Here is a 22,996-nt window from a genome sequence, read left to right on the forward strand (position 1 = left end):
TTTTCTTTTGATAAAATAGAGAAAACACGCGAGGAGGCCGGGCGACTATGAAACAGAACAAGTACGACGAAGCTGCATTTTTTAACACCTACAGCCGGATGAACCGGTCGGTAAAGGGACTGGAAGGAGCGGGGGAGTGGCCGGTGTTCAGGGAACTGATCCCTCATCTTCAGGGAAAAAACGTCCTCGATCTCGGCTGCGGATTCGGCTGGCACTGCAGGTATGCTGCAGATCAGGGGGCGGCGGAGGTGACCGGCGTCGACATTTCCCGAAACATGCTCGAAAAAGCCCGCGAAAAGTCCCCGGATAAAGAAATCACATTTGTCCGTAGACCTCTGGAAGATTTCGAGTACGAGTCTGACACGTATGATGTGATCATCAGTTCCCTGGCCTTTCACTATGTGCGCGATTTCAGGCAGCTCTGTCACAGTCTGTACAAAGCCCTTAAACCCGGCGGCACGCTTGTGTTTTCGGTGGAACATCCGATTTTTACGAGCCGCGCGGAGCAGGACTGGTTCTACAGTGAAGACGGCAGACGGCTGCACTGGCCGGTGGATCGTTACCAGGAAGAGGGGGAGAGGCGGACGAATTTTCTTGCCGAAGACGTCGTGAAATATCACCGGACCGTCTCCACTTACATAGAATCCCTTCTGCAGGCCGGTTTTTTGATCCGCTCGGTTAAAGAACCCGCTCCCTCACAGGAACGTATCCTGGAAAACTCCGAATGGCAGGATGAAGCAAGACGGCCGATGTTTCTCATCGTATCGGCAGCAAAGGAGCAGCAGGCAGGTATCACCGTCATTCAGGCGCATGCATAAACTGGATCATCCTGAACGAGGAGTGGAACGCCTTGTATTACAACCCTTACCACCAGGCAAGGCAGTATGATTATCAGATGTACAAACGCTACCTCCAGTACCTGCCGAGACAGATTTCAGCACAGCAGGCAATGGAAATCGCCACTTCTGAAGTGCCGGGACAAGTGGTGGATGTGGATCTGGATCAGGAAAACGGGATGCTCGTGTGGGAAATCGAGATCATTACACCACAGGGCATCAAGTACGAAGTGGACATCGACGCCAACACCGGTAGCATTCTAAAAATAGAACTTGACTGACATGCAAAAGGGGCGGACCGCAGCCGAGGCTCTCCCCCTTTCTCAGCAAAACTACTTTTCATTGATCCTATCCTCGAGCTCCCTGACCCTCTTTTCAAGTTTCTTCACTTTTTTATCGGAAAGTAAGAACAGGGAAAACGCAAGAAACGCCAGTGAAATAGCCAGGATTTCAAAAACACCCAATGTTAAAACCTCCTGCTGTTTCTATACTCAAATTTCTATATCATATTCCATCCTCTCCGCTGTCTTCCGGGCAACCCCTGTACCGAAAAGCCTGGCCACAATGTGAAACGACATGTTGATCCCCGCCGAAATTCCGCCGGACGTAAGCAGGGCACCTTCATCCACGAACTTAACGTCCCGGACGAGTGCGGTCCCCGGGTATTTAACCTCAAATTCGTCAAAATACGCCCAGTGCGTCGTGGCCCGGTGTCCGCTCAGGAGTCCTGCTTCAGCAAGCAGGTACGCCCCGGTGCAGACAGACGCCAGTGTCGGCGTCTTCTCCCGGCGGTCGCGGATCCAACTGAGCGCTCGCTCGTTATGGACTACCTCCTGCGTCGCCCCGATCCCGCCGGGTACGATGAGAATGTCATAATCCTCCGGTGCATCGGCAAAACTGAAGTCCGGCTGCACGTGAAGCCCGTTTCGCGCACGCACCATTCCGCCGTCCTCCGAAACCGTCGTCACATTGAACGGCTGCGAGTCATCTTCCAGCCTTGTGACCGAAAACACCTCAAACGGCCCGGCAAAATCGAGCACCTCAACATCGTTGAACAGAAAAATACCTACATTATACTGCTTCATCGCGCATTCCTCCCCGTTCATTTCGTAAAGCAAAGACCACCATCACCACACCGAGAATCACCAGAAAAATCTCGATATAAATCGCTTCCCATCCGTATGTAATCCGGTGCAGACCAAAGATCCAGTGAATGAGCACCATATCGACCGTGGCAAAAAAGCCGGCCGCAAATATCACCCCGTGGAAAAAGGAGCGGGAAAAGAATGCCCAGCTCGCCCAGAACACCGCAAGCGTCACCACGCCTGCAAACCCGAGCGCCCCGATCCGCTCCCAGAACGTGTCCACCGTAAATCCGAACGCGTGGACCTGTCCCTGGTGGAACCAGAAATCCATCACAAAAATCCCAATCAGAAAACTCGCCAGCCGGCTGATGACCGTCATCGCCCGTGCCACCTCCTTCTATACTAATGACGTATTCTCGATCGAGGTGAGTGAGTCCTCTTTCGGAGAAACAGCCACCTGCAAATCAATATGAATCTGGTATACTTTAACTGACAGACCAAAGAAGCTTCAGATGGAACAAAACATTCTTTAAAAAGGAGTGTATTCCTCATGACAGGTGTAGAATTTAACATGGTCGTAAAAGACAGCTTAAAGGCATTGGACTTGTACGAAAAGATCTTTGAAATCGAGCGCGTGGAAGTATCTGACCTTCCCACTGGCGAAAATGAAGCTGTGTTCAAGCTGTACGGCGTCCAGTTTCACATGCTCGACGAAAACCCGGATTTCCACCTCATCGCCCCCACCCCTGAAGACCCGAAAACAAGCTGGGTGAACGTGACCGTCCCGGACATTCAGGAAACCTACGGAAAAGCCATGGACTCAGGCTGCACAGAAATTCAGCCCGTAACCGAACTTCCGGATTACGGCGTATCTAACGCCATATACATGGATCCCTTCGGCTACGTATGGATGCTCCACCAGGTGCACAAGGAAGTGAGTCACGAAGAGCGCATCAGGCTGTGGGAGGAAAAAAAGGACAGCAAATAATAAGGATAAAACAGGAGCCGGGTCACATTGAGTACTGGTTCCTAACGGAAAACCGATACTGTTTACCGTGATTTAATCAAAGTACTGTGCCGGCACTCGGATACGTTTTATTTCGTAACGCGACAACAGTATAGGCGTTAGCCCGATCTTTACGGGTGCAACCGGACGATGCTGAGCAGAGAGTACTACAATTTTTTAAAACCAGGGCCCCGGTTAATCACTGAAAGTAAAAGGGGAGGAAAGCAGATGGGGAATATCGATAAAAGAAATCGTCTGAACGAACTCCCTTTCAGTTATCAGGTCACCAAAAATAACACAGTCTTTCTGATGTATGAGGGAAAGCAAATCAAAACATTAAAAGGAAAAGAGGCAGAGAAGTTTTTAAGAAAAGCTGAGGCTGCTGAAAACGAAAAGGAAATTCAATTACTATTAGCGAAAGTCACAGGAAACTTCAAAAGAGGGAACGAAGGAAATTAAGCCCCACCTGCAGCGCTCCTGTTTCAACGAATCTATAAAAGAATGTTGTTTTTCATGAGCGGGGTAACACGAAGAAAGCTCAGACTCCGGTGAGGACACAAAAGGAAAAAAGCTGATCGGTAAACTGCATTCGCAAAATTATTAATTCACTAATGCGAGCTCCACGCCAGCAGCGACACTCCTGCGGCAGCCGGGGCCAGGGGGAGACCCCGCAGGGCGAAGGCCCGAGGAGGCTCCCCGGACCGCCGCGGAAAGGGAGCGGATGGCGTGGAGCGGAGCTTTCGAAAAAAGTACGCCTAGCGACTTTGTCTGAGAAGCAAGCTCCCAGCAAAAACATCGCACCCAAAAGGAGCCCGGGCACAACAGCCCAGGCTCCTTTTCCAGTACTATTTTTTATCCTGTTTCGCCTTCCGCGCCAAACCAAAAAAGCGGAAAGCAATCACATAATCAATCGCCGCAACGGCCATCAGGAGAATCGTAAGAAAATCCCAGCCGTCCGACCGGGCATTCGTCTGCGTAGCCAGCACAAGAAACATCGTCGCCAGCCCGAAATACAGAACCGCCCAGAACATCGGTGATCCACGCATATTACATTAAGCCTCCAATAAACAGGAGAATCGCCTGCAGGTCGAGCGCCTGCTGCTCCTGAAGTTCCATAATCCGCTCGATCTCCTCACGAAAGACCACCTGCACCAGCATCACAAACCCGTTAATACCAGCATGGGCAATGATCGGCACAATAATGCGCTTCGTCTTCACATAAAGGTACGAGAACACAATCCCCATAATCAGATACACAAGGATATTCTGGAAATCGGTGTGCACCACCGCGAACAGAAATCCGCTTCCAAGCGCCCCGATCCAGAAACCCCATTTCCGGTACAGCGCCCCGAAAATCACCTGGCGGAACACAATCTCTTCCATAACAGGCGCAAAAATCGCCACCGCAAACGCCATCAGCGGCACCGCAAGCGCCATCTCCACAATCTGCTCCGTATTCTCCGAGCCCGGCTCCGTGCCGAACAGATTAATCTGAATCAGGTTCGCCACAATCTGCGCCGCGAACGCCATAAAAATACCGATAACCGCCCACATAGCCGTAAACCCGGCCGACGACTTGCTCCGGACATCGAAGTCCCCTTCCTTCCGAAGACTCGACCAGCCCAGATACCCGATAATAATCGTCCCGACCGTAAACGAAATCAGAATCGCATACCCGAACACCTCCGCCTCCGAAAGCCCCGCATTCGCCAGCAGCGGAATCAGCGGAATCGGAAACAGCAGCTGCACACAGATAAACGTAATCAGAATCAGCCAATATCTCTTCGTCACATGTATGTCCCCTTTTTTCATTATTCCTATGAGACACAGGACGTGTCCTATGTACACGCAATCCCCACCATTGTACCACAGCAGTACACGGGAAAAGAAAACAAGTGCACCTGTCACCAAACTGCCAAACTTCGACTCCAAACGACGATAAAACCGGTTTTCCACTCCACGGTTCAGGGAAGATACCCCGAGGACGTTCGCCCCGCGAAAAAACAGGAAAAAAGATTCACAAAAAAATACGGCAAATACTTGCAAAACCTTTTCACAGTTATTATTATAATAATTGTGTTAGCACTCATCGAAACCGAGTGCTAATAACCCAAATATACTTACACGCGCAGACCGGATTATTCCCGGAATGTCGCAAATACATTAAGGAGGGTGTTTTCCTTGTTAAAACCTTTAGGTGATCGTATTGTCATTGAACTGGTAGAGCAGGAAGAAAAGACAGCCAGCGGAATCGTACTTCCTGATTCAGCGAAAGAAAAGCCGCAGGAAGGTAAAGTCATCGCCGTAGGCTCCGGCCGCGTAACCGAGCAGGGTGAGCGCGTAGCACTAGAAGTCGCAGAAGGCGACAGCGTCATCTTCTCCAAGTACTCCGGTACAGAAGTGAAATACGGCGGCAAAGAATATCTTGTCCTTCGTGAAAGCGACGTACTGGCCGTTATCGGCTAAGTCTGTGCTTCCAACATACTTAGATTAGAACGATATGAAGCTCAGGGCGACAGCTTTCGAAGCTGTCCGCCAAAAGCGAACTCAAATCTTCGATTTGAACAACAAAACAGCGAAGCGAAAGCCGGAAGCGAGACTCCTGCGGCAGTGGGAGCCAGGCGAGACCCCACAGGGCAACAGCCCGAGGAGGCTTGCCGGCACCGCCGCGGAAAGCGAGCGTACGGCTGCAGCTGAGCGATTGTAACGACTAAATCAAAACCATACAGGAGGCTGATTTACCATGGCTAAAGACATTAAGTTCAGTGAAGACGCTCGCCGCTCCATGAAGCGAGGCGTTGACGCACTTGCAGATGCGGTAAAAGTAACACTCGGTCCAAAAGGCCGTAACGTTGTACTTGAAAAGAAATTCGGTTCTCCGCTAATCACTAACGACGGTGTAACAATCGCGAAGGAAATCGAACTCGAAGACAACTTCGAAAACATGGGCGCCAAGCTCGTTTCCGAAGTAGCTTCCAAAACTAACGACATCGCCGGTGACGGTACGACTACTGCGACAGTTCTTGCACAGGCTATGATCGCGGAAGGTCTTAAAAACGTTACTTCCGGTGCAAACCCAATGGTCATCCGCAAAGGAATTGAGAAAGCGACGAAGGTTGCTGTTGAAGAACTCAAGTCCATCTCAAACCCGATCGAAAGCAAAGAGTCCATCGCACAGGTTGCTGCCATCTCTGCAGCTGACGAAGAGGTAGGCCAGCTTATTGCAGAAGCAATGGAGCGCGTTGGTAACGACGGCGTTATCACTGTTGAGGAGTCCAAAGGCTTCAACACTGAGCTTGAAGTGGTTGAAGGTATGCAGTTCGACCGCGGATATGCGTCTCCTTACATGGTGACGGATTCAGATAAAATGGAAGCGGTTCTTGAAGATCCGTACATCCTTATCACTGACAAAAAGATCGGCAACATCCAGGAAGTACTTCCTGTTCTTGAGCAGGTTGTTCAGCAGGGTAAACCGATCCTCATTATCGCTGAAGACGTTGAAGGCGAAGCCCTTGCTACACTCGTAGTGAACAAACTTCGTGGAACGTTCAACGCTGTTGCTGTTAAAGCACCAGGATTCGGCGATCGCCGTAAAGCGATGCTCGAAGACATCGCGACACTTACTGGCGGTGAAGTCATCACTGAAGACCTCGGTCTTGACCTTAAATCTGCCAACATCACGCAGCTCGGCCGCGCTTCAAAAGTAGTTGTATCCAAAGATAATACAACGGTTGTTGACGGAAACGGCGACGCAGCTGAAATCGCAGCACGCGTAAATCAGATCAAAGGCCAGCTCGAAGAAACAACTTCTGAGTTCGATAAAGAAAAACTTCAGGAGCGTCTTGCTAAACTTGCCGGCGGTGTAGCCGTAGTTAAAGTTGGTGCCGCAACTGAAACTGAACTTAAAGAGCGTAAGCTTCGCATCGAAGACGCCCTCAACTCCACTCGCGCAGCAGTGGAAGAAGGCATCGTATCCGGTGGTGGTACAGCACTTGTGAACGTAATCAACGCGGTTCGCGGCGTGGAAACCAACGGCGACGAAGCAACTGGTGTTAACATCGTTCTTCGTGCCCTCGAAGAGCCGGTACGCCAGATCGCGCACAACGCCGGTCTTGAAGGCTCCATCATCGTTGAGCGTCTCAAAGGCGAAGAAGTAGGCGTCGGATTCAACGCAGCTACTGGCGACTATGTAAACATGGTCGAAGCCGGAATCGTTGACCCAACAAAAGTAACTCGCTCCGCACTCCAAAACGCAGCATCCGTAGCAGCTATGTTCCTAACAACAGAAGCTGTAGTCGCAGACCTTCCAGAAGAAGAAGGCGCTGGCGGCGGCGGAATGCCTGACATGGGCGGCATGGGCGGAATGGGCGGCATGATGTAAGGCCAACACGACGTTGGTCACTCGGACGGTGCGACAGGACGTCGCGGTTTTAGTCCGAGATCTGCTTCATCCACACCCATCCGGCCACCAGGCCCGGATATACAGAACCCCCTCATCAGATTTTTCTGGTGAGGGGGGTTTGATTTTTAATGCAATTTAATTATTCCATTTACTTTACCTGAGAGCAGGCTTTTAAATAAAAATCAAACTTTTGAGCAGCATCATCAAGAGAACCGAGTGCAAAATATCCTTCCTTTGTTGAACTAACACAACCTACTAATGGCGATGATAGGAACTTTAACATCGTATTTATTTCTTCTAATGTTGGAGGTGTGTCAAATTGGTTTTGATTTTTTAAGAGATGATAAATCTCCCGAGGCTGGATAATTCCTTCTGTTATAGGATCATTGCTTTCTTCTGAGAGGCACTTTAACACTGCTTGAAGGAGGGAGCCTTCTCTTATAACCGCATTTCTATCTTTTTCAATCACATTTAAACTAACTAAACCTTTCTGCATGAATACTTTTTTATAAGAGTCAGATTTTAAAGGCACCTCATCATGCCATCTAATAAGTCTCTCTAATGTATCTATATTAATTAACGCCACTTCATGCTGCTTAGCTCTATTTATTAAACGTTCTCCTTGAAATTCTCGAGCTACTACAGCGGAATAGTTTGCACCGTGAATTTTTTTATGATCTTTCAATGTGTCAAAGTTAATTTGACTTTCGGTAATTCCGCCACTATAGGTAGTTTTGGCGTCTAGAGCAACTGAGTAAGCAAACCTAGGAGTTGTGGGAGCTTGAAGAAGTACATCAGTTTTACCAGAGCCACCTAACCATTTGGCATTGAATCCTAGTATTTTAAAACAATCACATAATGTTTTTTCAAATCCATCGGGGTTAGAGGAATCACTTGAAGTTAACCTAAGATCATTTAAAACTTTATCAATTACATTGGTGGTTTCCTGAGAATTTTGCTTGGTCTCCTCATTACTATTTTTTAGGTGTTTACCTACTCTCATATACTCTTCATCTTTAATTTGATCTAATAGGAGTTGTCCCCTATGGGTTAATGAGAAGTTATTTGAAGGCATATCTTGAATTAATTCAGCGTTTCTCAGTATAGAAAGTCTTTTGTTGATATCAGACTTATTTTCATTACGAAAGCCGTACGATACTTTAGCGATCACAGCAAGTTGTTTTGTGGATAAGCTTGACTCTTTTAAATGAGGTAGGATTTCAAATACAAAAGTATATTTCTTGTTTATAATACAAGCAAAATCTAATTCATAGCTACTTTCGGTTAATTTTTTGCCAAGATTGTTAGTTTGATATACAGTTTTTGATTTTCTATCAATTAAATCCAAAAAATCAAGATTGTACAAAAAGGATTTTGTTGATGTCTCAGCTATACCATAAGACTCCAGCGAGTATTTTAGTATGTGGGTGAGCTCAACTGGAGTGTTCATCATTAACAAGTAATCATCTACAGTTGCCTTAACTGAGGTATTACTGCCTGGGAAGTACCCAAAACTTGTTTTTCTTTCTGTTAATTCATCTTGATTTAAACTGGTCAATTTCAACGCCCAGTTAGACAAGGGAATACTTGTTTCGGATGAGGTAGGATCTGTATCTAAAGTGAAACTTGACGGTTTTGTATATTGGACCTTTTCTAACAACCTTTTTCCGGCTTCTGTTATAGAATACTTTTGTGTATAATCTTGATGACTTATCATTCCCAAATCCGTTAACCATCCGATACGAGCACGAATTTCTGTATTAGTCTTCCAATTTAAAAGGTATTCTTTATTAGCAATGGATTGTAGCTCACTTGCTTTTTTGGGGTCATCCAGTAAAACGGCCAACATTTCTGCAAAAAAACGAATTTTGGCAGTGAGTAGTGCTGTTAAATAATATGGATCTTCTGTTTCAAGCCATAATTTTGCTTCTGGAGAAAGGTTCCAGCCAGCTGAATTCTTAGTAACAATACCGGAGGGTCTAAGTTTTATACATAAACCTTCTAAGGTGTTAAAACTTTCGCTTCCAGGAATTTTAACAGTAGTATTATAAGGAGTATTCTTAATTAATTGCTCAAGTATGATCTTTAAGGATTTGGGAAAACCTTCTTTACCGCGAGGGATGTTGGGGACAGCGAAGACTTTTGCTTCCCAATCTCTAGGTTTGGGTAGGTTTTCTTGTGTTAATATTTGACCTGTTTCCATTAATATCCCACCTTGAAATTGAAGTATTTGTAATATTTTATCATACTAGGAGGATCTGTAAGAGCATGGACTCAGGCATATTGGTGTGTAACTACACGATAGCTGTCGAATATCTATACTGTACTCTCGGCTCATCACACTAAGAATTTAGTGACTAATATCTATACCAATGACTTAGCAGGTATGTATTAACATCGTTATCTGTTCTTCGTACTTTCGTAGAGCCCGTAGGCCAGGTCACTCATGACACCGGTTTTCAAGACATTATTATCGTTGAACACTCAAGGCGAAGAAGTGGGCATCGGATTCAATGCAGCAATTGCCGGCTACTTAAACTTGTCCAAACCGGTATCGTTGAATCAATAAAAGCAACACCTTCCGCACTGCAAAAACAGCACGTAAAATAGAAGACAGTAAAGAGGTGATTTTACCCGACTGTTTTATCCTTTCAGGGAAGAGTGGCGGAAACTGGTGCTCAGTAAATAAGAGAAGGTATGGTAGAGGTGCTGCGAAGTGAAAACATTCCCCATAGGTGAAAAATGATACAACTAAGGTTTCCCCTGAGTTCCTTTAACTTTTGGGAAGCTCTTTTTCTTTTGCTGCATGTAAGAGGGTTTATTTAGTGATTTCAACAAGAAACGTTACGGTCATCTCTACGGATTCTTCTCATCCATACATCGAAATGGAGGGAATTGCAAATCCGGAGAAGATCCGTTGTAAAGTCATGAAGCGCGTTGTTGAGAAGAAGCGGGGAGTTCAACTTACTGAGAGTATATAACATTGAATCTAAGGTTACATTCACTGCCCTTTGTCTGTATAATACTAGGGGAATCTATAATAATATATAAAATTATGGGGGAATAATTTCGTGGGGAAACTAAAAGAAATGTCACAGAAAGCCTGGGCGCCATTTGTATTGGTACTACTTATCGCTCCACTGTTCGCTTTTAGTGTAACGCCTTTTGCTGGGGTAGTTATTGCAGGGTTCGGTCTTTATCTATTATGGAAGCATGAGCACTTTGCAAAGGCAGGGAGAATTGCTACTACTGGAGCGTTGTCCTTTATCGCACTGATCGGGTTTGTCGTCGCCGCAGTAGCATCAGGCGGCGATGAGGTAGCCGAGGATGAGCCAGAAGCGGAAGAAGCATCTGCCGCTGAAGCTGAGGAAGAAGAAGCTCCGGAAGAAGAGGCTACCGAGGAAGAGGAAGCTACCGAGGAAGAGGAAGCTACGGAGTCGAAAGAATACGCGGTTGATCCTTCTATTGAGTTTGGGGATGACTCCGTGTCGATTACGATTGAGACGGACGTTCCTGACGGAATTGAATTTGGTTACGAAGTTGAGCACGTGGAAGACTTTGATTACTGGGAGGACGGTGATCTGCTAATCGAAGACGGTCGGGCTTCTGTTGAGGTGGATGTCTCTGAATATCCGGGTGGAGAAATCCTGGTATGGGTTGGCCTGTCCGGTGCTACAAACGACGAGGACTTGGTAGAGGAAGCGTTTGGTGACTGGCAGGGATCGGAAGTTTCCGGTGATCTGTCAGAAGATGAATACGGTATGCTTTACACGTATGAAGAAACGTTCCAAAGAGAAGGGGAACCGGAGGAAGAACTGACACTTTCACAGGAAAACGCGATTGGAAGCGCAGAAGACTATCTGGCTTATACCGCCTTCTCAAAAGAGGGTTTGATCGACCAGCTAGAGTTTGAAGGATTCAGCAACGAGGAAGCGACATTCGCCGTTGAATATATCGACCCGGATTGGTACGAACAGGCCGTAAAAAGTGGCGAACAGTATCTTGATTACTCGAACTTCTCCAGAAGCGGCTTAATTGACCAACTGGAATTTGAAGGCTTTACAAACAGTCAGGCAACACACGCAGTAGACGAAATCGGACTATAAAAACACACACGAGGAAGTAACTTTATCGTGATGCTGAACAACTCGGGTCTGCTGGTTAATGAAATCGGCTCCTATGAGGGAAGTGGCACACAACAGTTCAAAACTAGGGTATTTATATGTTCAACGTTGAAGCTGACGGTGATTGGGCTATTGAAGTGGAAGAGTATAATATAGGCAATAAGGACGACACCAGCAAGTTTGTGGTGTCGTCTTTTTAAGTAATTAGTGTCCGGAAAGGTGACCGAACCACTTATCAATCAGTGGTAACGTTTTATTTGGCGGGGTTAACGGTGGTGGCTTTAGGAGGTATGGTCGTCTTTTTTGTCCTGGCCTTTGTAAAAGGAAAGGATAACAGACTGAGATACTTTGCAATGTCGGGTGGCTGCCTGGCGGCAATTATCGTCATCGCACTGATGGGTTCATCGATAGGGGAAGAAGCTCCTGATACAGAAGATGTTACAGCTGAAGCTTCCGGAGAAGAAATAGAGGACGAAGAAAAGGTTAAACAGGAAGAAGGTTAATTGGCAGGAACAAGCCATTCAGATGGCTGAGGATTATCTGCGTTACACGTCTTTTTCTAAATCAGGATTTATCGAGCAGTTAGAGTATGAAGGCTTTAGCAAAAAAGATGCAGCATATGGTGTGGAAAGCATCTCGGTTGATTGGAAAGAGCAAGCCGTTCAGATGGCTTAGGATTATCTGAATTACAGCTCTTTTTCAAGGCAGAGTTTAATTGACCAGTTAATATATGAAGGATTCAGTAAAGACCACGCAACATACGCTGTCAATCAAGTTGGCTTGTAGCGAAGTGCAGGGACGGTTGAAACTTTTCCCGGGTGTAAAATAGATCATTCCGAATCGGGACGCCTATGTGTCTGAACGGATAAAACAGGTTAATCGACGGATCGTTCATCAAAGAATAAAAGCGCATCTTCCAAGGGGAATAGGAAGGTGTGCTTTTACTTATTACGGGATGAAGAAACAGATTCGGATAAAACATTTTCATTGATCTGTCAGTGGTGTTTTCGGCATCCCGATGGTGGCGAATTATACAGCTGTGTCCATTAAAGAAAACGTGGCTGCTCCGGAGGTGGAAGGCGAGCAGCTGACGATTTCACCAAACCGGACAGGTCAGACAAAAATCAGGTGACTGCTGATGATGGGGGATGCGGTACAGTAGACACCTGGTTTAACGCAATCTTTAACCCTGGGAGAGGGCATCGGTAACGAACTGTTTTATAAATGTTTAGTTAGGCTAAATTCTGTGTATTAGCAGACTAACCCCTTATTTTATAAGTTATGAAAGCTATATGGAATGGAGGAATACCATTGATTACACAGGAGCAGATAAATATATTAGAAGAAAAATTACTTGAAATGAAGGAAGACCACAAACAACGGCTTGCTGGTGAAGAAACGGAAACAGACAGTGACAAGAGGCCGGAAGATACAGGCGAAATTTCAAATTATGATAACCATCCTGGTGACCAGGCAACTGAGCTGTTTGAAAGAGAAAAAGATGCAGCTATAAATAATCATGCACGTCATCAGCTGAATGAAGTGAAGAATGCATTAGAGGCGATAGAAGAAGGTGAATACGGAAAGTGTGAAGTTTGCGGAGACCCAATTCCGTTTGAACGTCTGGAAATAGTTCCTGAATCGGTAAAATGTGTAGAGCATGCCGAAGAGGCAAGCCGCGATAGAGATCGCCCAGTGGAAGAAGAGATACAAAGAGCTTCCCTGGAGGATGATTCGAAAAGCAAGGAGAGGGTTGCGTTTGACCGGGAGGATGCCTGGGAGTCGGTGAGTGATCACGGTTCATCCCAATCACCTTCAGACTTTGTAAATTCAGAACGGCAGTACAATAACCCCAAGGGAGATTCAGAAAACGATTCCGGGGTTACGGAAGAAGTGGACGATGTTCCGGTTTCTGATATTGAAGGTAACGATACAGGCAGAACTTCCAGCAGGAAAGAGCATGAAGGCGGGTCCGGAAGCAGTTCAGACCTCGAAGACGACCCGAAAAAACGCTAGGTTCAGTTTTCGTCCTGGACTTATCGGGTCTGAAAAATAATGAGTATTCATTTTTGAACACCTCCATGGTGTTCTTTTTTTGATGGAAGTGAGAAGAACAAAGGGTTGATGCAGGAATATCACTGCATGACTGGTTAAAAAGGTATAAATAAAATCAAATAAGTGGGAAAAGGGCGGCTTTAGGCAGAATATATAAGTATGAGAATAAAAACTGAATATGGGGGAGATTCATCAGTGGAAACATTCTTAATCACTTTAACGTTAGTGGCTTTAGCGGGTGTGGGAGTCTTTTTTGTCTTGGCTTTTGTGAAAGGGAAAAGAATCAGACTCAGGAACTTTTTGAAATCAGGTGGCTGCCTGTTTGCACTTCTGGTTATAGCACTGATGGGAGCATGTGAAGAGCCTGCTGCTCAAGAGGATGCAGCTGCAGCTTCCGCGGAAGCAGAAGATCATGAAGCTGAAGAGAAGGCTAAACAGGAAGAAGATAAAAAAGCCGAGGAACAGGCACAGAAAGAGCTGGAAGAGCAAGAAGCTAAGGAGCAGGCGAAGAAAGAAGAGGAAGAGAAAGCCAAGATAGAAGAAGAGGAACGAAAGGCTAAAGAGGAAGAAGACCGTAAAGCTAAAGAGGAAGAGGAACGTAAAGCTAAAGAAGAGGAGGAACGAAAGGCTAAAGAGGAGGAAGAACGTAAAGCTAAAGAGGAAGAAGAACGTAAGGCTAAAGAGGAAGAGGAACGAAAGGCTAAAGAGGAAGAGGAACGAAAGGCTAAAGAGGAAGAGGAACGAAAGGCTAAAGAGGAAGAAGAGCGTAAAGCTAAAGAAGAGGAGGAACGTATAGCTAAAGAAGCTGAAAAAGCCAGCGTCACTGTCTCTCAGGAGCAGGCGGCTGATAAGGCTCAAGACTATTTGAGGTACATGGCATTTTCTAAATCAGGATTGATTGATCAATTAGAGTATGAGGGCTTTAGCAAAGCAGATGCCACATACGGTGTGGAAAGTATCGCGGTTGACTGGCGGGAACAGGCAGTTATTAAAGCGCAAGACTATCTGGACTACATGGCATTTTCTAAATCAGGATTGATCGATCAATTAGAGTATGAGGGCTTTAGCAAAGCAGATGCCACATACGGAGTGGAAAGTATCACGGTTGACTGGCGGGAACAAGCAGTTAATAAAGCTCAGGACTATCTTGATTACACTTCTTTTTCAAGACAGGGTTTAATTGATCAGTTGATTTATGAAGGGTTCAGCAAAGAGCACGCAACCTACGCTGTTGATCAGGTGGGTTTATAGTAGATATAAAGAAGGGAGCAGCTATTTGCTGCTCCCTTAAGTAATGGAGAATGGTTCTTATTATACCGTGACATGAACTGCCAACTTCTTTTTAAAAGGATTCCTTCTCCTCTTAAGAAACTATCTTCTCCTGAACAGATGCCTCGGTGTACGTGAGCTGGCGCTGGACACAGCAGAATCAGCGGATCATCTGATCGCCTATTATCAGAAGAGAGGGTATCGATTTGTTGAGCATAACGACTCCTAACTACCGCAGGTGATTTTAAGTAAGAAGCTTCGGCAGGGCTGTAAGTGAATTTGGTTATGAAAAGCGTACACTAAGTGGCGGCTCACGATCGCCTTCACCAGGTTCATATGTCTCACAATGAAAATAACCCCCTATGCTAATAGCGTAAGCGCAGGGGGAGTCTTAGCCAGACACCTGTCATTATCCGACGGGTACATTTTCATATGACAAAAATTATCCCTATTGCTTTTTTGTAAACAGGATTGCATGACCCCAGATAATGTCAAAGGGAGCTGAAGCGACTTTGGTTTTTTGATTGACATAATTTCTTATGACTACGAAAGCATCTTGATTGTTGTCAATCCCATAGGCTGATCCCTGAGGGTTGCCGGTACTGTAAGGTATGATGATTTCGTTGCCTTCTGTGGTGTTTCTGGACAATTTTGCTACATAATAGTACTTGTCGTTTTTATACCATTCAGGAAAATATTCATCGGCGGGATACTGCAGTTCATTTGTAAACGCGGTTCCTGCAACGCCGTTCCAGAGTTCATCTCCGTAGAAACTGAGGTTGATATACGTGGCAAATCCCGTTTGGGTGTTGTTGACACCGTATATGATCACAAAATCATCATCGGTGGCTAATTGAAAGGTTTCCGATTTAACGTAGATCGTGTCTCTGTTATCGATCCAGACATTAACATCCTGTAATATTCCCTCGTAGGCATCAGGGATGGCGAGATTTAACTCCAGATCCACAATGTCATAGTCCGGATCTCCGTACTTACGGATAATTTGATTTCTCAGATAATCCACGGTATCCCTGGCATTGGGAACAACCTGGAATTCAGTCGTACCTGTCTCCCTTATTCTGAGCGCCGGTATGGGCCAGGGGTTTACAGCAGGATAGGGTTTTTCAGGGGTAATGCGTAACACGGTAAAATACCTTTCAAGATGATTAATATAATCCCAGCCCGTATCAGGGTTTTCAAAGAGTGCAGCTCTCATGACAAACATAAAGTGATCTTTGCCACTTTCCAGCCCTGTTCTGACCAGACCTCCAGGGATAATATCACTGTTCATGATACCCGTGTTAAAGCCTGATTCAGCAAGTGCATGACGCATCTGCTGATCGATGGCCTGATCTGCAGTGGTTATGACAATGGTGGAACTGTCGTTGGGATTGCCGGGGCTTCCGTAAGGTGTACGATCAGTCCAGATAAAGTTGTTACTTATCTGATCCCCCAAACTGGCACCGATAAAATGATAAAACCCAGTATGCTGATCCCCTGTTGTAACTGTGTCACTGTAGTCCTTGGCAGGTTTATTTTCAACAAACGAGAGGTAACTTCTGAAACTGAAGTAAACTGTCGGAGGCGGCGTCTGTCCGATTAATACAATGGCCTCGTCAGGACGGAGCTTATAGTTAACGCCCGGTTCTATATAATCAAGGTTCGCTGGATAATTTTGCGGATCTTCAGGATTGTAACCTTTTGGTGGTCTCTGCCCGGGAGACGGTTCCTGATTTGGTGCCGGGGGAAGGAGGTAGGCCGCATAGGGTGCTCCTACAATATTCCCGAAAGCCGTGCTGACTTTACCTTCACTGGCCAGCTGCAGGATATCAATATATCGCAACGTTCCTTCCTGAACAATAAAGCCTCTTTCTTCCAATGTCGAAATGAAATTCGTTATACCGTCTTCTTCATTGAAGGCGTGGTTATAGGCAGGTGTGCGCCCCCAGTGAGAAAAATACGGGTATGTTCTGTAAGTATTATACATATCAGGTGAGTGATAGAGTGGCGGGTTAAAGCTGTAAGGGTGAAAGAAGGGGTTATAGACGTTAGACATTCGGCTCATTCCCTTCATAGGCATGCCGCTCTTAACAGCAGCTAATTAAACCGGGTATCTATCTCAATAAAGCAGCAGTAAAGTAATAACGAGCAGTTCATAAAGAACAAGATAGATTATAAAATCATCGTAACTGCGGCCATACCATTCAGGGTGATCTGCACGAAGGTATAACAGTCCTCTATCACAGTTAACGATTGTTCCTTCGTAAACCAATCCATCAATCGTCTGGACTCTGACTCTCTGATTCATAAATCGACTGCATATGTTTTGCAGATGTTCACGAAGTGGTATCAACTGCTGAACCAGATAAGGATCTGCCTGATACAGAACCTGTGACTGCGGTGTGCCGGGGACATGGTAATGCAATGTTAATCCCACCTCATTTGTTTTGTAGTATTCAGGTTTATTTTATTCCTTCACATATTTGTACTATGCCTCTTTTATGTTTTTACGGCAGGACGGTGAATGAGTGTTTAAAGTAACGAAATAGGTGCCTGTCACTACCCGGTATTTGGCGAATACATATATTGTACTCCCTGGTTGTTTTCCTTTAATACTTACCATGTACTAACAACACCTGTTGCTGTAAGATGGTAATTACATGAACTTTATTTCATTTTAAGTAATAATCAAAATATGAAAAATGGTATGGTTTCTTTCTTATTTCATCTATTTTACTGAGTGGAATTGGTATTATTAATCGGAGTTCCCGAACTTTAAACTCAGAGGCTTTTCTGTAAGAATAATTAAACGACAGATTCCTTTATAAAGAGAAAATGAATGGTTCCCTAAAGTGAACTTTATATGAATGCTGCTATCATAATAGAAAAGGCGTGAGTTAAAGTGAGTTTATTAGTTTTCACTAAGTATATAAGATCAAACAGAGAAGCTCTGGCTAAAGAAATTGTAGACGCCGTAATACAAAGAATGAAACTGGATATACCGAAATGGGAGGAAGACCAGGCAGTTACAATGTATGTTGAGCTTTTAGGCTTTTTGGCGGAATCGATTGATGAAGAATTAAGTGAGGTGCCGTCCAGTCTTATTGAGTGGAGTAAGAAAAATGCTGAGATGCAGGTTACTGCTGAAGGTCGAATATCCGAGATTGTTCTCCGGTATCCCCCTACAAGAGAGGTTTTTAGCGACTTAATAACAGGAATTAGTTTAGAGCTTGATTTATCCTTAAGAGAACACACAAAAATTTTGAAAAAAATAAATTCTTTTTTAGATGTGAGCCTGACGGAAACTTGTATAACCTATGAATGTCTTATGGAAAGATATAAGGCAGACAAATTAAAAGAAATACTGAAACTTTCAGCGCCTATTGTTCCAGTCAAAGAGGATATAGTAATTATCCCTCTAATTGGAAGGATTGATGAAAAATGCGCTGAACATATAATGGAAAATGTAATCCCTAAGGTTTCCAGCATGAAAATAAAGCATGTAATAGCTGATTTTTCCGGAGCTTTGACAATCGATTCCTATAGTGCAGAGGCTCTTCATCGAATAGGAGGGGCGCTTCGTTTAATGGGTATTAATGTTGTAAGTGCCGGTCTGCGGAGTGATACAGTTTTGAACGTTATTGACAGTACGATTGATTTAGCTGCCATAAAAACTTATGCAGACGTGAAACACGCTTTAGAAAACATTGATTAGTCCCCGCAATCTTACAATCTGATTTTTAAATAAAGAAGTCCTTCTGCAGGAGCTGTTTAAAACTACAGCTCTTTTTTTGATGCCACAGAATTGAGTTAAGCCCAAAATAATGATTAGAATAATATTATAGATTAAATGTAAAAATACAGGAAACACTGAGTTGATGTTATAAAGTTAATGATGCGGTAGATTATAACTTTTTTAAAATTAGGAGGAATTCTAATGAGTTTAAAAATCGGATTTGTAGGACTGGGAGCCATGGGCTTTCCAATGGCAGTTAATTTAAAGAAAGCCGGTTTTGAAGTGATAGCCTATGACGCTTTCAAAGGGGTGTATGAAAAGGCAAACGATGCTGGAATAAAAATGGCAGAAACTTTAAAAGAGGTAGCAGAACAAGCTGACGAAGCGATCATTTCAATGGTTCGTGACTATGAACAAAATGTTGACATCATTTTTGGAGAAGGTGGTCTATTATCTGCCCAGCCAAAAGATAAAACAATTATTGTTATGAGTACTCTCGACCCTGATACAATGAATGAATTAGGTAAGAAAGTCGATGAAGAAAGTGAATTAAAAATAATTTCTGCTTCGGTAAGTGGTGGGGTTTCAGGTGCTCAAGCTGGTACATTATCAATAATGACATCAGGTTCTGAGGCAATCGTGGATCATTTAAAGGGATACTTTGATGCGATAGGGTCCCATACGTTCTACTACGGTAATAAACCAGGTAACAGCGAGGCGGCAAAATTAATTAACAATATGATTCTGGGTATTAACATAAATGCAGTAGCTGAAGGGCTTAAATTAGCGGATAAATATGACTTGCCTGAGGAAGAGATATTAAACTTACTTCAAGTAAGTACAGGTGACAGCTGGGTAGTCCGAAATTGGAACTATATTTCTGACTGGACTGCAGATACCGAATTAGGCGTTCTAATTACAGACTTAAAAGCATCTTACAACGAAGGACTTAAACACAATGTCACATTACCTTTCAATGCCTTATCATCTACACAGTTATTTGACTCTATGGGAAAAGAAAAACCCAAAGCCTGATAATTGTTTAAAGTAATCAATTGTTGTACAACGAGTTCGTTAGGGAGAGAACAAATTTATAATGATCTCGAATTAAAGTCTTCAGCTTAAGGACGATTTTGCTTAGTTTCTTTTCACAAGAGCTTAACGAAGCAAAAGCAATCACCGCATTATAAATTACCTTGTGCTCCTCATCGAGTTCTTCATACATCGGTGAGGCTTTTTCCGGGTCAGGTCTTCTTCTGAATGAATGTTTAAAGTAACCCTCAAAGTGAAAAAGCTCCCTTACAAGTACGAGAGAAGGGGGTTTTTTGTCATGCCGGGAAACTACTATTTCAGTAACACTTATGAAGAGTCACGCGCCGGGTTCCGGGAGAAGCTGAGCGAAGTGAAGAGGTACTGGCCGGATGCAGGGCTTGAGACATACTATATTGGAAGCAGGGAAGATGACAATACGACCGATATTATTGCGGCGGATGCAATAGAGGAAACAAAGGATTTAATTATTATCACTACAGGAGAACACGGTGTTGAAGGGTTTACAGGGAGCGCTGTTCTGCAGCTCTTTATTGAGGAATATCTGCCTGAAATCAACCATAAAACCACGGGGATACGCCTTGTGCATGCCGTGAACCCGTGGGGGATGAGGAATTTCAGGAGAGTGACAGAGAGTAACATAGATTTAAACCGCAATTATATTAAGAACTGGGGAGAGGTGACGGGAAGCGTAGATCAGACATATGCCCGGGAGAAGGAACTGTTTGTCCCCGCTGAACCGCTTGAAAACGTAAGGTCCTGTAAAGAGGAATTACATTCACGTTTAAACGAGGCGTTCACAACGGAAGAGCTGGCAGACTTCAAGGACACCCCCTCCGGTCAGCATGAGTATAGGACCGGTGTCTTTTATGGGGGGAAAGACTGGGACGAACCGGCTCAGGAGTTGAAGAGCAGGTATTTAAACTGGGTGAGGGAATACGATCATCCCCTGCACATGGATATCCACTCCGGCGGCGGTCCAAAAGACGAACTGACGTTGATATTTACAGAAGCCGAGAGCCGGAGCGAAGACCGGCTGCAGGAAGACCTTTCGTATTCACATGTGATGAAATCAGCCAGTGAAGACATCTACGGTGATTCAAATCTTTATATGCAGGAAAGGGTCCAGGAAGACTTTCCCGGTAAAAAAACGGTGGTATGTTTATTCGAATTCGGGACGATCGGAGAGTCAGTGAATGATCTCATTTTCTGCACCCGGACGATGATCAACGAAAACCGTCTTTATTTTCAGGGCGCACGTAAAAAAGAAGTGAGGGAAGAGGTGAACATGGATTTTGCGCGGCTGTTTTACCCTTCCAGGGAAGAGTGGAGAAAACAGGTGATCGATAAAGGAAGAGAAGGCCTTGAAGCGGTGCTGCGAAGTGAAAACATCCAGGTGGAATCTGGTTAAAGGCCAAGAATTGAAAAATGATACAACGAAGGTTTCCCGTTAGTTCACTGAACTTTTGGGAAGCCTTTTTTTCATTTGCTGCATACAGGAGGGGTTTACAGGGGGGGATTTATTTCTCAAAATCCACCGTAAAGAGATCGTGCAACAGGTTCCACAATAAGCAACCTGAAAAAGAGTGTGTTATAAATAAACAGTTATGAGAGAATAATAGATAGTAATATTTCCGTGAACTGGTTGTTGGACCGCTGAAAAAACGTTGCTGTTTAATATTGTAAAAAAACTTATTAGGAGTCAGATAATATGAAGGTGAAAAATCACCAAGCCGCCATTTTTGCCCTGGGAGGCATGGGCGAGATCGGTAAAAACATGTACGGAATCCAATTTCAGGATGAGATTATCATTGTCGACGCTGGAGTCAAGTTCCCCGGGGACGAACTGCTGGGCGTTGATCTGGTCATTCCGGATTATACTTACTTAGTTAAGAACGCGGATAAGATTAAAGGGCTGTTTATTACTCACGGGCACTTGGATCATATTGGGGGCGTGGCGTATCTGCTGCGTGAGATCAATATCCCTGTTTATGGCGGAAAGCTTGCTCTGGGATTGCTCCGCAGCCAGCTGGAGGAACATGGACTGCTTAGAACAGCTGATCTGAGGGAAATTGGCGAAGACGATATCGTGAAATTCAATAAAACTTCCGTTTCGTTCTTCAGGACCACCCACAGCATACCGGATTCCTATGGTGTTGTGGTTAAAACACCGCAGGGAAATATTGTGCATACAGGGGATTTCAAATTTGACTTTACCCCGGTTGGAGAACCTGCAAATCTTACGAGAATGGCCGCACTTGGAGAAGAGGGTGTTCTATGTCTCCTTTCTGACAGTACGAACAGTGAAGTGCCCGGGTTTACGATGTCCGAACGTAAAGTTGGCCAGAGTATCGATCAGATTTTCCAGGCAGTTGAAGGTAGAATTATCTTCGCCACTTTTGCCTCAAATATATACCGGCTGCAGCAGGCCGTCGAGTCTGCCGTTAAATACGGCAGAAAAGTGGCGGTTTTTGGGCGGAGTATGGAAAAAGCCGTTGATCTTGCTTTGGATTTAGGGTATATCAATGTCCCGAAAGAGACCTTTATTGACTCCCGTGAATTATCCAGGATTTCCAGTGACAGAGTAGCTATTCTCTGTACAGGCAGTCAGGGAGAACCGATGGCAGCTCTTTCGCGGATTGCCTACGGAACTCACCGTCAAATACAGGTTAACCCTGGGGATACGGTTGTTTTTTCCTCATCCCCAATTCCCGGCAACGCCCTGAGTGTAAGTAAAACCATTGATCAGCTGTACCGTGCGGGAGCAGAGGTGATTCACGGGCCGTTAAATGATATTCATACCTCGGGCCATGGAGGACAGGAGGAACAGAAGTTAATGCTGAGCTTAATGAAGCCAAAGTACTTTCTGCCAATCCATGGGGAATACCGGATGCTTAAGCAGCACGTGAAACTGGCCGTGGACTGCGGGGTTGAAGAAGAGAACTGTTTTGTCATGGATAATGGTGATGTGCTGGCCATTGAAGAGAAAGAAGCCGTGATTACAGGTAAGGTACCAGCCGGTTCAGTTAATATTGATGGAAAAGGGATCGGTGATATTGGAAACATCGTTATACGAGACAGAAGAATTCTTTCCGAGGAAGGGCTTGTCGTGGTGGTCGTAACTTTAAACCTCAAGGAGTTTAAGGTCACATCCGGACCGGATCTTATCTCACGGGGATTTGTGTACATGAGGGAATCAGGAGAGCTGATCAATAAAGCCCAGAAGTTACTGTCTGACCACCTCAATGGGCTGATGAACAGTAAAACGAGTCAATGGTCGGAAATTAAAAATGAAATCACAGATCTTCTTGGACCGTTTTTATATGAAAAAACAAAGCGGAGACCGATGATTCTGCCAATCATTATGGAGGTGTAACGCCGGATTCGGAGTGTCAGGAGGATGTCCGAGCTGAAGAAACAGGCTGTTGAGAAA

General features: G+C 44.9%; 23 protein-coding genes and 1 pseudogene. 16 read left to right on the forward strand and 8 right to left on the reverse strand.

Features of this window, described 5'->3' with window-relative positions; translation table 11 throughout:
* The first annotated feature begins 47 nt into the window (after positions 1-47).
* A complete protein-coding gene (locus tag FGB90_RS13005; RefSeq protein ID WP_138811287.1) occupies positions 48-818 on the forward strand; it encodes a class I SAM-dependent methyltransferase in 771 nt (256 codons plus the stop codon).
* 32 nt (positions 819-850) lie between these two features.
* Entirely contained in the window at positions 851-1,117 is a 267-nt protein-coding gene (locus tag FGB90_RS13010) for a PepSY domain-containing protein (RefSeq protein WP_246056175.1), read from the forward strand.
* A 51-nt stretch (positions 1,118-1,168) separates the two neighbouring features.
* Here FGB90_RS13010 and FGB90_RS20135 read toward each other — a convergent pair whose 3' ends face one another.
* The 3 genes from FGB90_RS20135 to FGB90_RS13020 are packed head-to-tail and all read right to left on the reverse strand — an operon-like array spanning position 1,169 to position 2,300.
* Positions 1,169-1,300, reverse strand: coding sequence for a hypothetical protein (locus FGB90_RS20135; RefSeq protein ID WP_281280051.1), 132 nt, complete (start codon positions 1,298-1,300; stop codon positions 1,169-1,171).
* A gap of 27 nt (positions 1,301-1,327) precedes the next feature.
* On the reverse strand, positions 1,328-1,921 hold the full coding sequence (locus FGB90_RS13015; protein ID WP_138811288.1) for a DJ-1/PfpI family protein: 594 nt from the start codon (positions 1,919-1,921) through the stop codon (positions 1,328-1,330).
* The gene (locus FGB90_RS13020; RefSeq protein WP_138811289.1) at positions 1,908-2,300 is read right to left on the reverse strand and encodes a hypothetical protein; all 393 of its coding nucleotides are present in this window, start codon (positions 2,298-2,300) and stop codon (positions 1,908-1,910) included. Before FGB90_RS13020 ends, FGB90_RS13015 begins: the two co-directional genes overlap by 14 nt.
* 171 nt (positions 2,301-2,471) lie before the next feature.
* Between FGB90_RS13020 and FGB90_RS13025 the strand changes: the two genes are divergently transcribed.
* Both FGB90_RS13025 and FGB90_RS13030 read left to right on the forward strand, forming a co-directional pair.
* Positions 2,472-2,909 carry a VOC family protein gene (locus tag FGB90_RS13025; protein ID WP_138811290.1) on the forward strand — a complete coding sequence of 146 codons (438 nt, stop codon included), beginning with the start codon at positions 2,472-2,474 and terminating at the stop codon, positions 2,907-2,909.
* Between the two features lie 246 nt (positions 2,910-3,155).
* Positions 3,156-3,386: a hypothetical protein gene (locus tag FGB90_RS13030; RefSeq protein WP_138811291.1), complete on the forward strand. Its 231-nt coding sequence runs from the start codon at positions 3,156-3,158 to the stop codon at positions 3,384-3,386.
* 386 nt (positions 3,387-3,772) lie between these two features.
* On the opposite strand, the gene FGB90_RS13035 is transcribed toward FGB90_RS13030, so the two are convergent.
* Positions 3,773-3,973: a YdiK family protein gene (locus FGB90_RS13035; protein WP_138811292.1), complete on the reverse strand. Its 201-nt coding sequence runs from the start codon at positions 3,971-3,973 to the stop codon at positions 3,773-3,775.
* A gap of 1 nt (position 3,974) precedes the next feature.
* Entirely contained in the window at positions 3,975-4,718 is a 744-nt protein-coding gene (locus FGB90_RS13040) for a CPBP family intramembrane glutamic endopeptidase (protein WP_138811293.1), read from the reverse strand.
* 390 nt (positions 4,719-5,108) lie between these two features.
* Here FGB90_RS13040 and groES point away from each other — a divergent pair, with 390 nt between their 5' ends.
* Both groES and groL read left to right on the forward strand, forming a co-directional pair.
* Positions 5,109-5,393, forward strand: a complete 285-nt coding sequence (groES, locus tag FGB90_RS13045; RefSeq protein WP_138811294.1) for a co-chaperone GroES — start codon at positions 5,109-5,111, stop codon at positions 5,391-5,393.
* A 277-nt stretch (positions 5,394-5,670) separates the two neighbouring features.
* On the forward strand, positions 5,671-7,308 hold the full coding sequence (groL, locus tag FGB90_RS13050; protein WP_138811295.1) for a chaperonin GroEL: 1,638 nt from the start codon (positions 5,671-5,673) through the stop codon (positions 7,306-7,308).
* Between the two features lie 169 nt (positions 7,309-7,477).
* Here the strand turns inward: groL and FGB90_RS13055 are convergent, their stop codons facing one another.
* Complete coding sequence (locus FGB90_RS13055; protein ID WP_138811296.1) at positions 7,478-9,532, reverse strand: hypothetical protein; 2,055 nt, start codon at positions 9,530-9,532, stop codon at positions 7,478-7,480.
* Between the two features lie 868 nt (positions 9,533-10,400).
* On the opposite strand from FGB90_RS13055, the gene FGB90_RS19975 reads away from it, so the two are divergent.
* The 6 genes and pseudogenes from FGB90_RS19975 (at position 10,401) to FGB90_RS13080 (ending at position 14,759) form a co-directional block, all read left to right on the forward strand.
* The gene (locus FGB90_RS19975; protein WP_246056176.1) at positions 10,401-11,435 is read left to right on the forward strand and encodes an Ltp family lipoprotein; all 1,035 of its coding nucleotides are present in this window, start codon (positions 10,401-10,403) and stop codon (positions 11,433-11,435) included.
* Positions 11,436-11,728: 293 nt separating this feature from the next.
* Positions 11,729-11,956, forward strand: a complete 228-nt coding sequence (locus FGB90_RS13065) for a hypothetical protein (RefSeq protein WP_138811297.1) — start codon at positions 11,729-11,731, stop codon at positions 11,954-11,956.
* A 10-nt stretch (positions 11,957-11,966) separates the two neighbouring features.
* Positions 11,967-12,128 (forward strand): annotated as a pseudogene (locus tag FGB90_RS19980) (Ltp family lipoprotein); the annotation flags it as partial.
* A 6-nt stretch (positions 12,129-12,134) separates the two neighbouring features.
* A complete protein-coding gene (locus FGB90_RS19985) occupies positions 12,135-12,239 on the forward strand; it encodes an Ltp family lipoprotein (protein ID WP_281280059.1) in 105 nt (34 codons plus the stop codon).
* Positions 12,240-12,764: 525 nt separating this feature from the next.
* Positions 12,765-13,469: a TraR/DksA C4-type zinc finger protein gene (locus FGB90_RS13075; protein ID WP_171051817.1), complete on the forward strand. Its 705-nt coding sequence runs from the start codon at positions 12,765-12,767 to the stop codon at positions 13,467-13,469.
* A gap of 234 nt (positions 13,470-13,703) precedes the next feature.
* The gene (locus tag FGB90_RS13080; RefSeq protein ID WP_171051818.1) at positions 13,704-14,759 is read left to right on the forward strand and encodes an Ltp family lipoprotein; all 1,056 of its coding nucleotides are present in this window, start codon (positions 13,704-13,706) and stop codon (positions 14,757-14,759) included.
* Between the two features lie 466 nt (positions 14,760-15,225).
* On the opposite strand, the gene FGB90_RS13090 is transcribed toward FGB90_RS13080, so the two are convergent.
* Positions 15,226-16,833 carry a hypothetical protein gene (locus tag FGB90_RS13090; protein WP_210237240.1) on the reverse strand — a complete coding sequence of 536 codons (1,608 nt, stop codon included), beginning with the start codon at positions 16,831-16,833 and terminating at the stop codon, positions 15,226-15,228.
* Positions 16,834-16,896: 63 nt separating this feature from the next.
* Complete coding sequence (locus FGB90_RS19990; RefSeq protein ID WP_246056178.1) at positions 16,897-17,085, reverse strand: hypothetical protein; 189 nt, start codon at positions 17,083-17,085, stop codon at positions 16,897-16,899.
* Between the two features lie 594 nt (positions 17,086-17,679).
* On the opposite strand from FGB90_RS19990, the gene FGB90_RS13100 reads away from it, so the two are divergent.
* The 4 genes from FGB90_RS13100 (at position 17,680) to rnjA (ending at position 22,939) form a co-directional block, all read left to right on the forward strand.
* Positions 17,680-18,492 carry an STAS domain-containing protein gene (locus FGB90_RS13100; protein ID WP_246056179.1) on the forward strand — a complete coding sequence of 271 codons (813 nt, stop codon included), beginning with the start codon at positions 17,680-17,682 and terminating at the stop codon, positions 18,490-18,492.
* A 222-nt stretch (positions 18,493-18,714) separates the two neighbouring features.
* Positions 18,715-19,548: an NAD(P)-dependent oxidoreductase gene (locus FGB90_RS13105; protein WP_138811300.1), complete on the forward strand. Its 834-nt coding sequence runs from the start codon at positions 18,715-18,717 to the stop codon at positions 19,546-19,548.
* Between the two features lie 295 nt (positions 19,549-19,843).
* Complete coding sequence (locus FGB90_RS13110; RefSeq protein ID WP_171051819.1) at positions 19,844-20,974, forward strand: M14 family metallopeptidase; 1,131 nt, start codon at positions 19,844-19,846, stop codon at positions 20,972-20,974.
* 300 nt (positions 20,975-21,274) lie between these two features.
* Positions 21,275-22,939 (forward strand): ribonuclease J1, encoded by a 1,665-nt coding sequence (gene rnjA, locus FGB90_RS13115; protein WP_138811302.1) that lies wholly within the window; start codon positions 21,275-21,277, stop codon positions 22,937-22,939.
* Positions 22,940-22,996: the final 57 nt, after the last annotated feature.

The organism is Alteribacter natronophilus, assembly GCF_006007885.1.
In the GTDB taxonomy this organism is placed as follows: domain Bacteria; phylum Bacillota; class Bacilli; order Bacillales; family Salisediminibacteriaceae; genus Alteribacter; species Alteribacter natronophilus.

Coding starts and splice junctions, on each gene's coding strand:
- FGB90_RS13005 (WP_138811287.1), top strand. CDS start 48: ATGAAACAGAACAAGTACGACGAAGCTGCATTTTTTAACACCTACAGC.
- FGB90_RS13015 (WP_138811288.1), bottom strand. CDS start 1,921: ATGAAGCAGTATAATGTAGGTATTTTTCTGTTCAACGATGTTGAGGTG.
- FGB90_RS13020 (WP_138811289.1), bottom strand. CDS start 2,300: ATGACGGTCATCAGCCGGCTGGCGAGTTTTCTGATTGGGATTTTTGTG.
- FGB90_RS13025 (WP_138811290.1), top strand. CDS start 2,472: ATGACAGGTGTAGAATTTAACATGGTCGTAAAAGACAGCTTAAAGGCA.
- FGB90_RS13030 (WP_138811291.1), top strand. CDS start 3,156: ATGGGGAATATCGATAAAAGAAATCGTCTGAACGAACTCCCTTTCAGT.
- FGB90_RS13035 (WP_138811292.1), bottom strand. CDS start 3,973: ATGCGTGGATCACCGATGTTCTGGGCGGTTCTGTATTTCGGGCTGGCG.
- groL (WP_138811295.1), top strand. CDS start 5,671: ATGGCTAAAGACATTAAGTTCAGTGAAGACGCTCGCCGCTCCATGAAG.
- FGB90_RS13055 (WP_138811296.1), bottom strand. CDS start 9,532: ATGGAAACAGGTCAAATATTAACACAAGAAAACCTACCCAAACCTAGA.
- FGB90_RS13090 (WP_210237240.1), bottom strand. CDS start 16,833: ATGTCTAACGTCTATAACCCCTTCTTTCACCCTTACAGCTTTAACCCG.
- FGB90_RS19990 (WP_246056178.1), bottom strand. CDS start 17,085: ATGAATCAGAGAGTCAGAGTCCAGACGATTGATGGATTGGTTTACGAA.
- FGB90_RS13105 (WP_138811300.1), top strand. CDS start 18,715: ATGAGTTTAAAAATCGGATTTGTAGGACTGGGAGCCATGGGCTTTCCA.
- FGB90_RS13110 (WP_171051819.1), top strand. CDS start 19,844: ATGCCGGGAAACTACTATTTCAGTAACACTTATGAAGAGTCACGCGCC.
- rnjA (WP_138811302.1), top strand. CDS start 21,275: ATGAAGGTGAAAAATCACCAAGCCGCCATTTTTGCCCTGGGAGGCATG.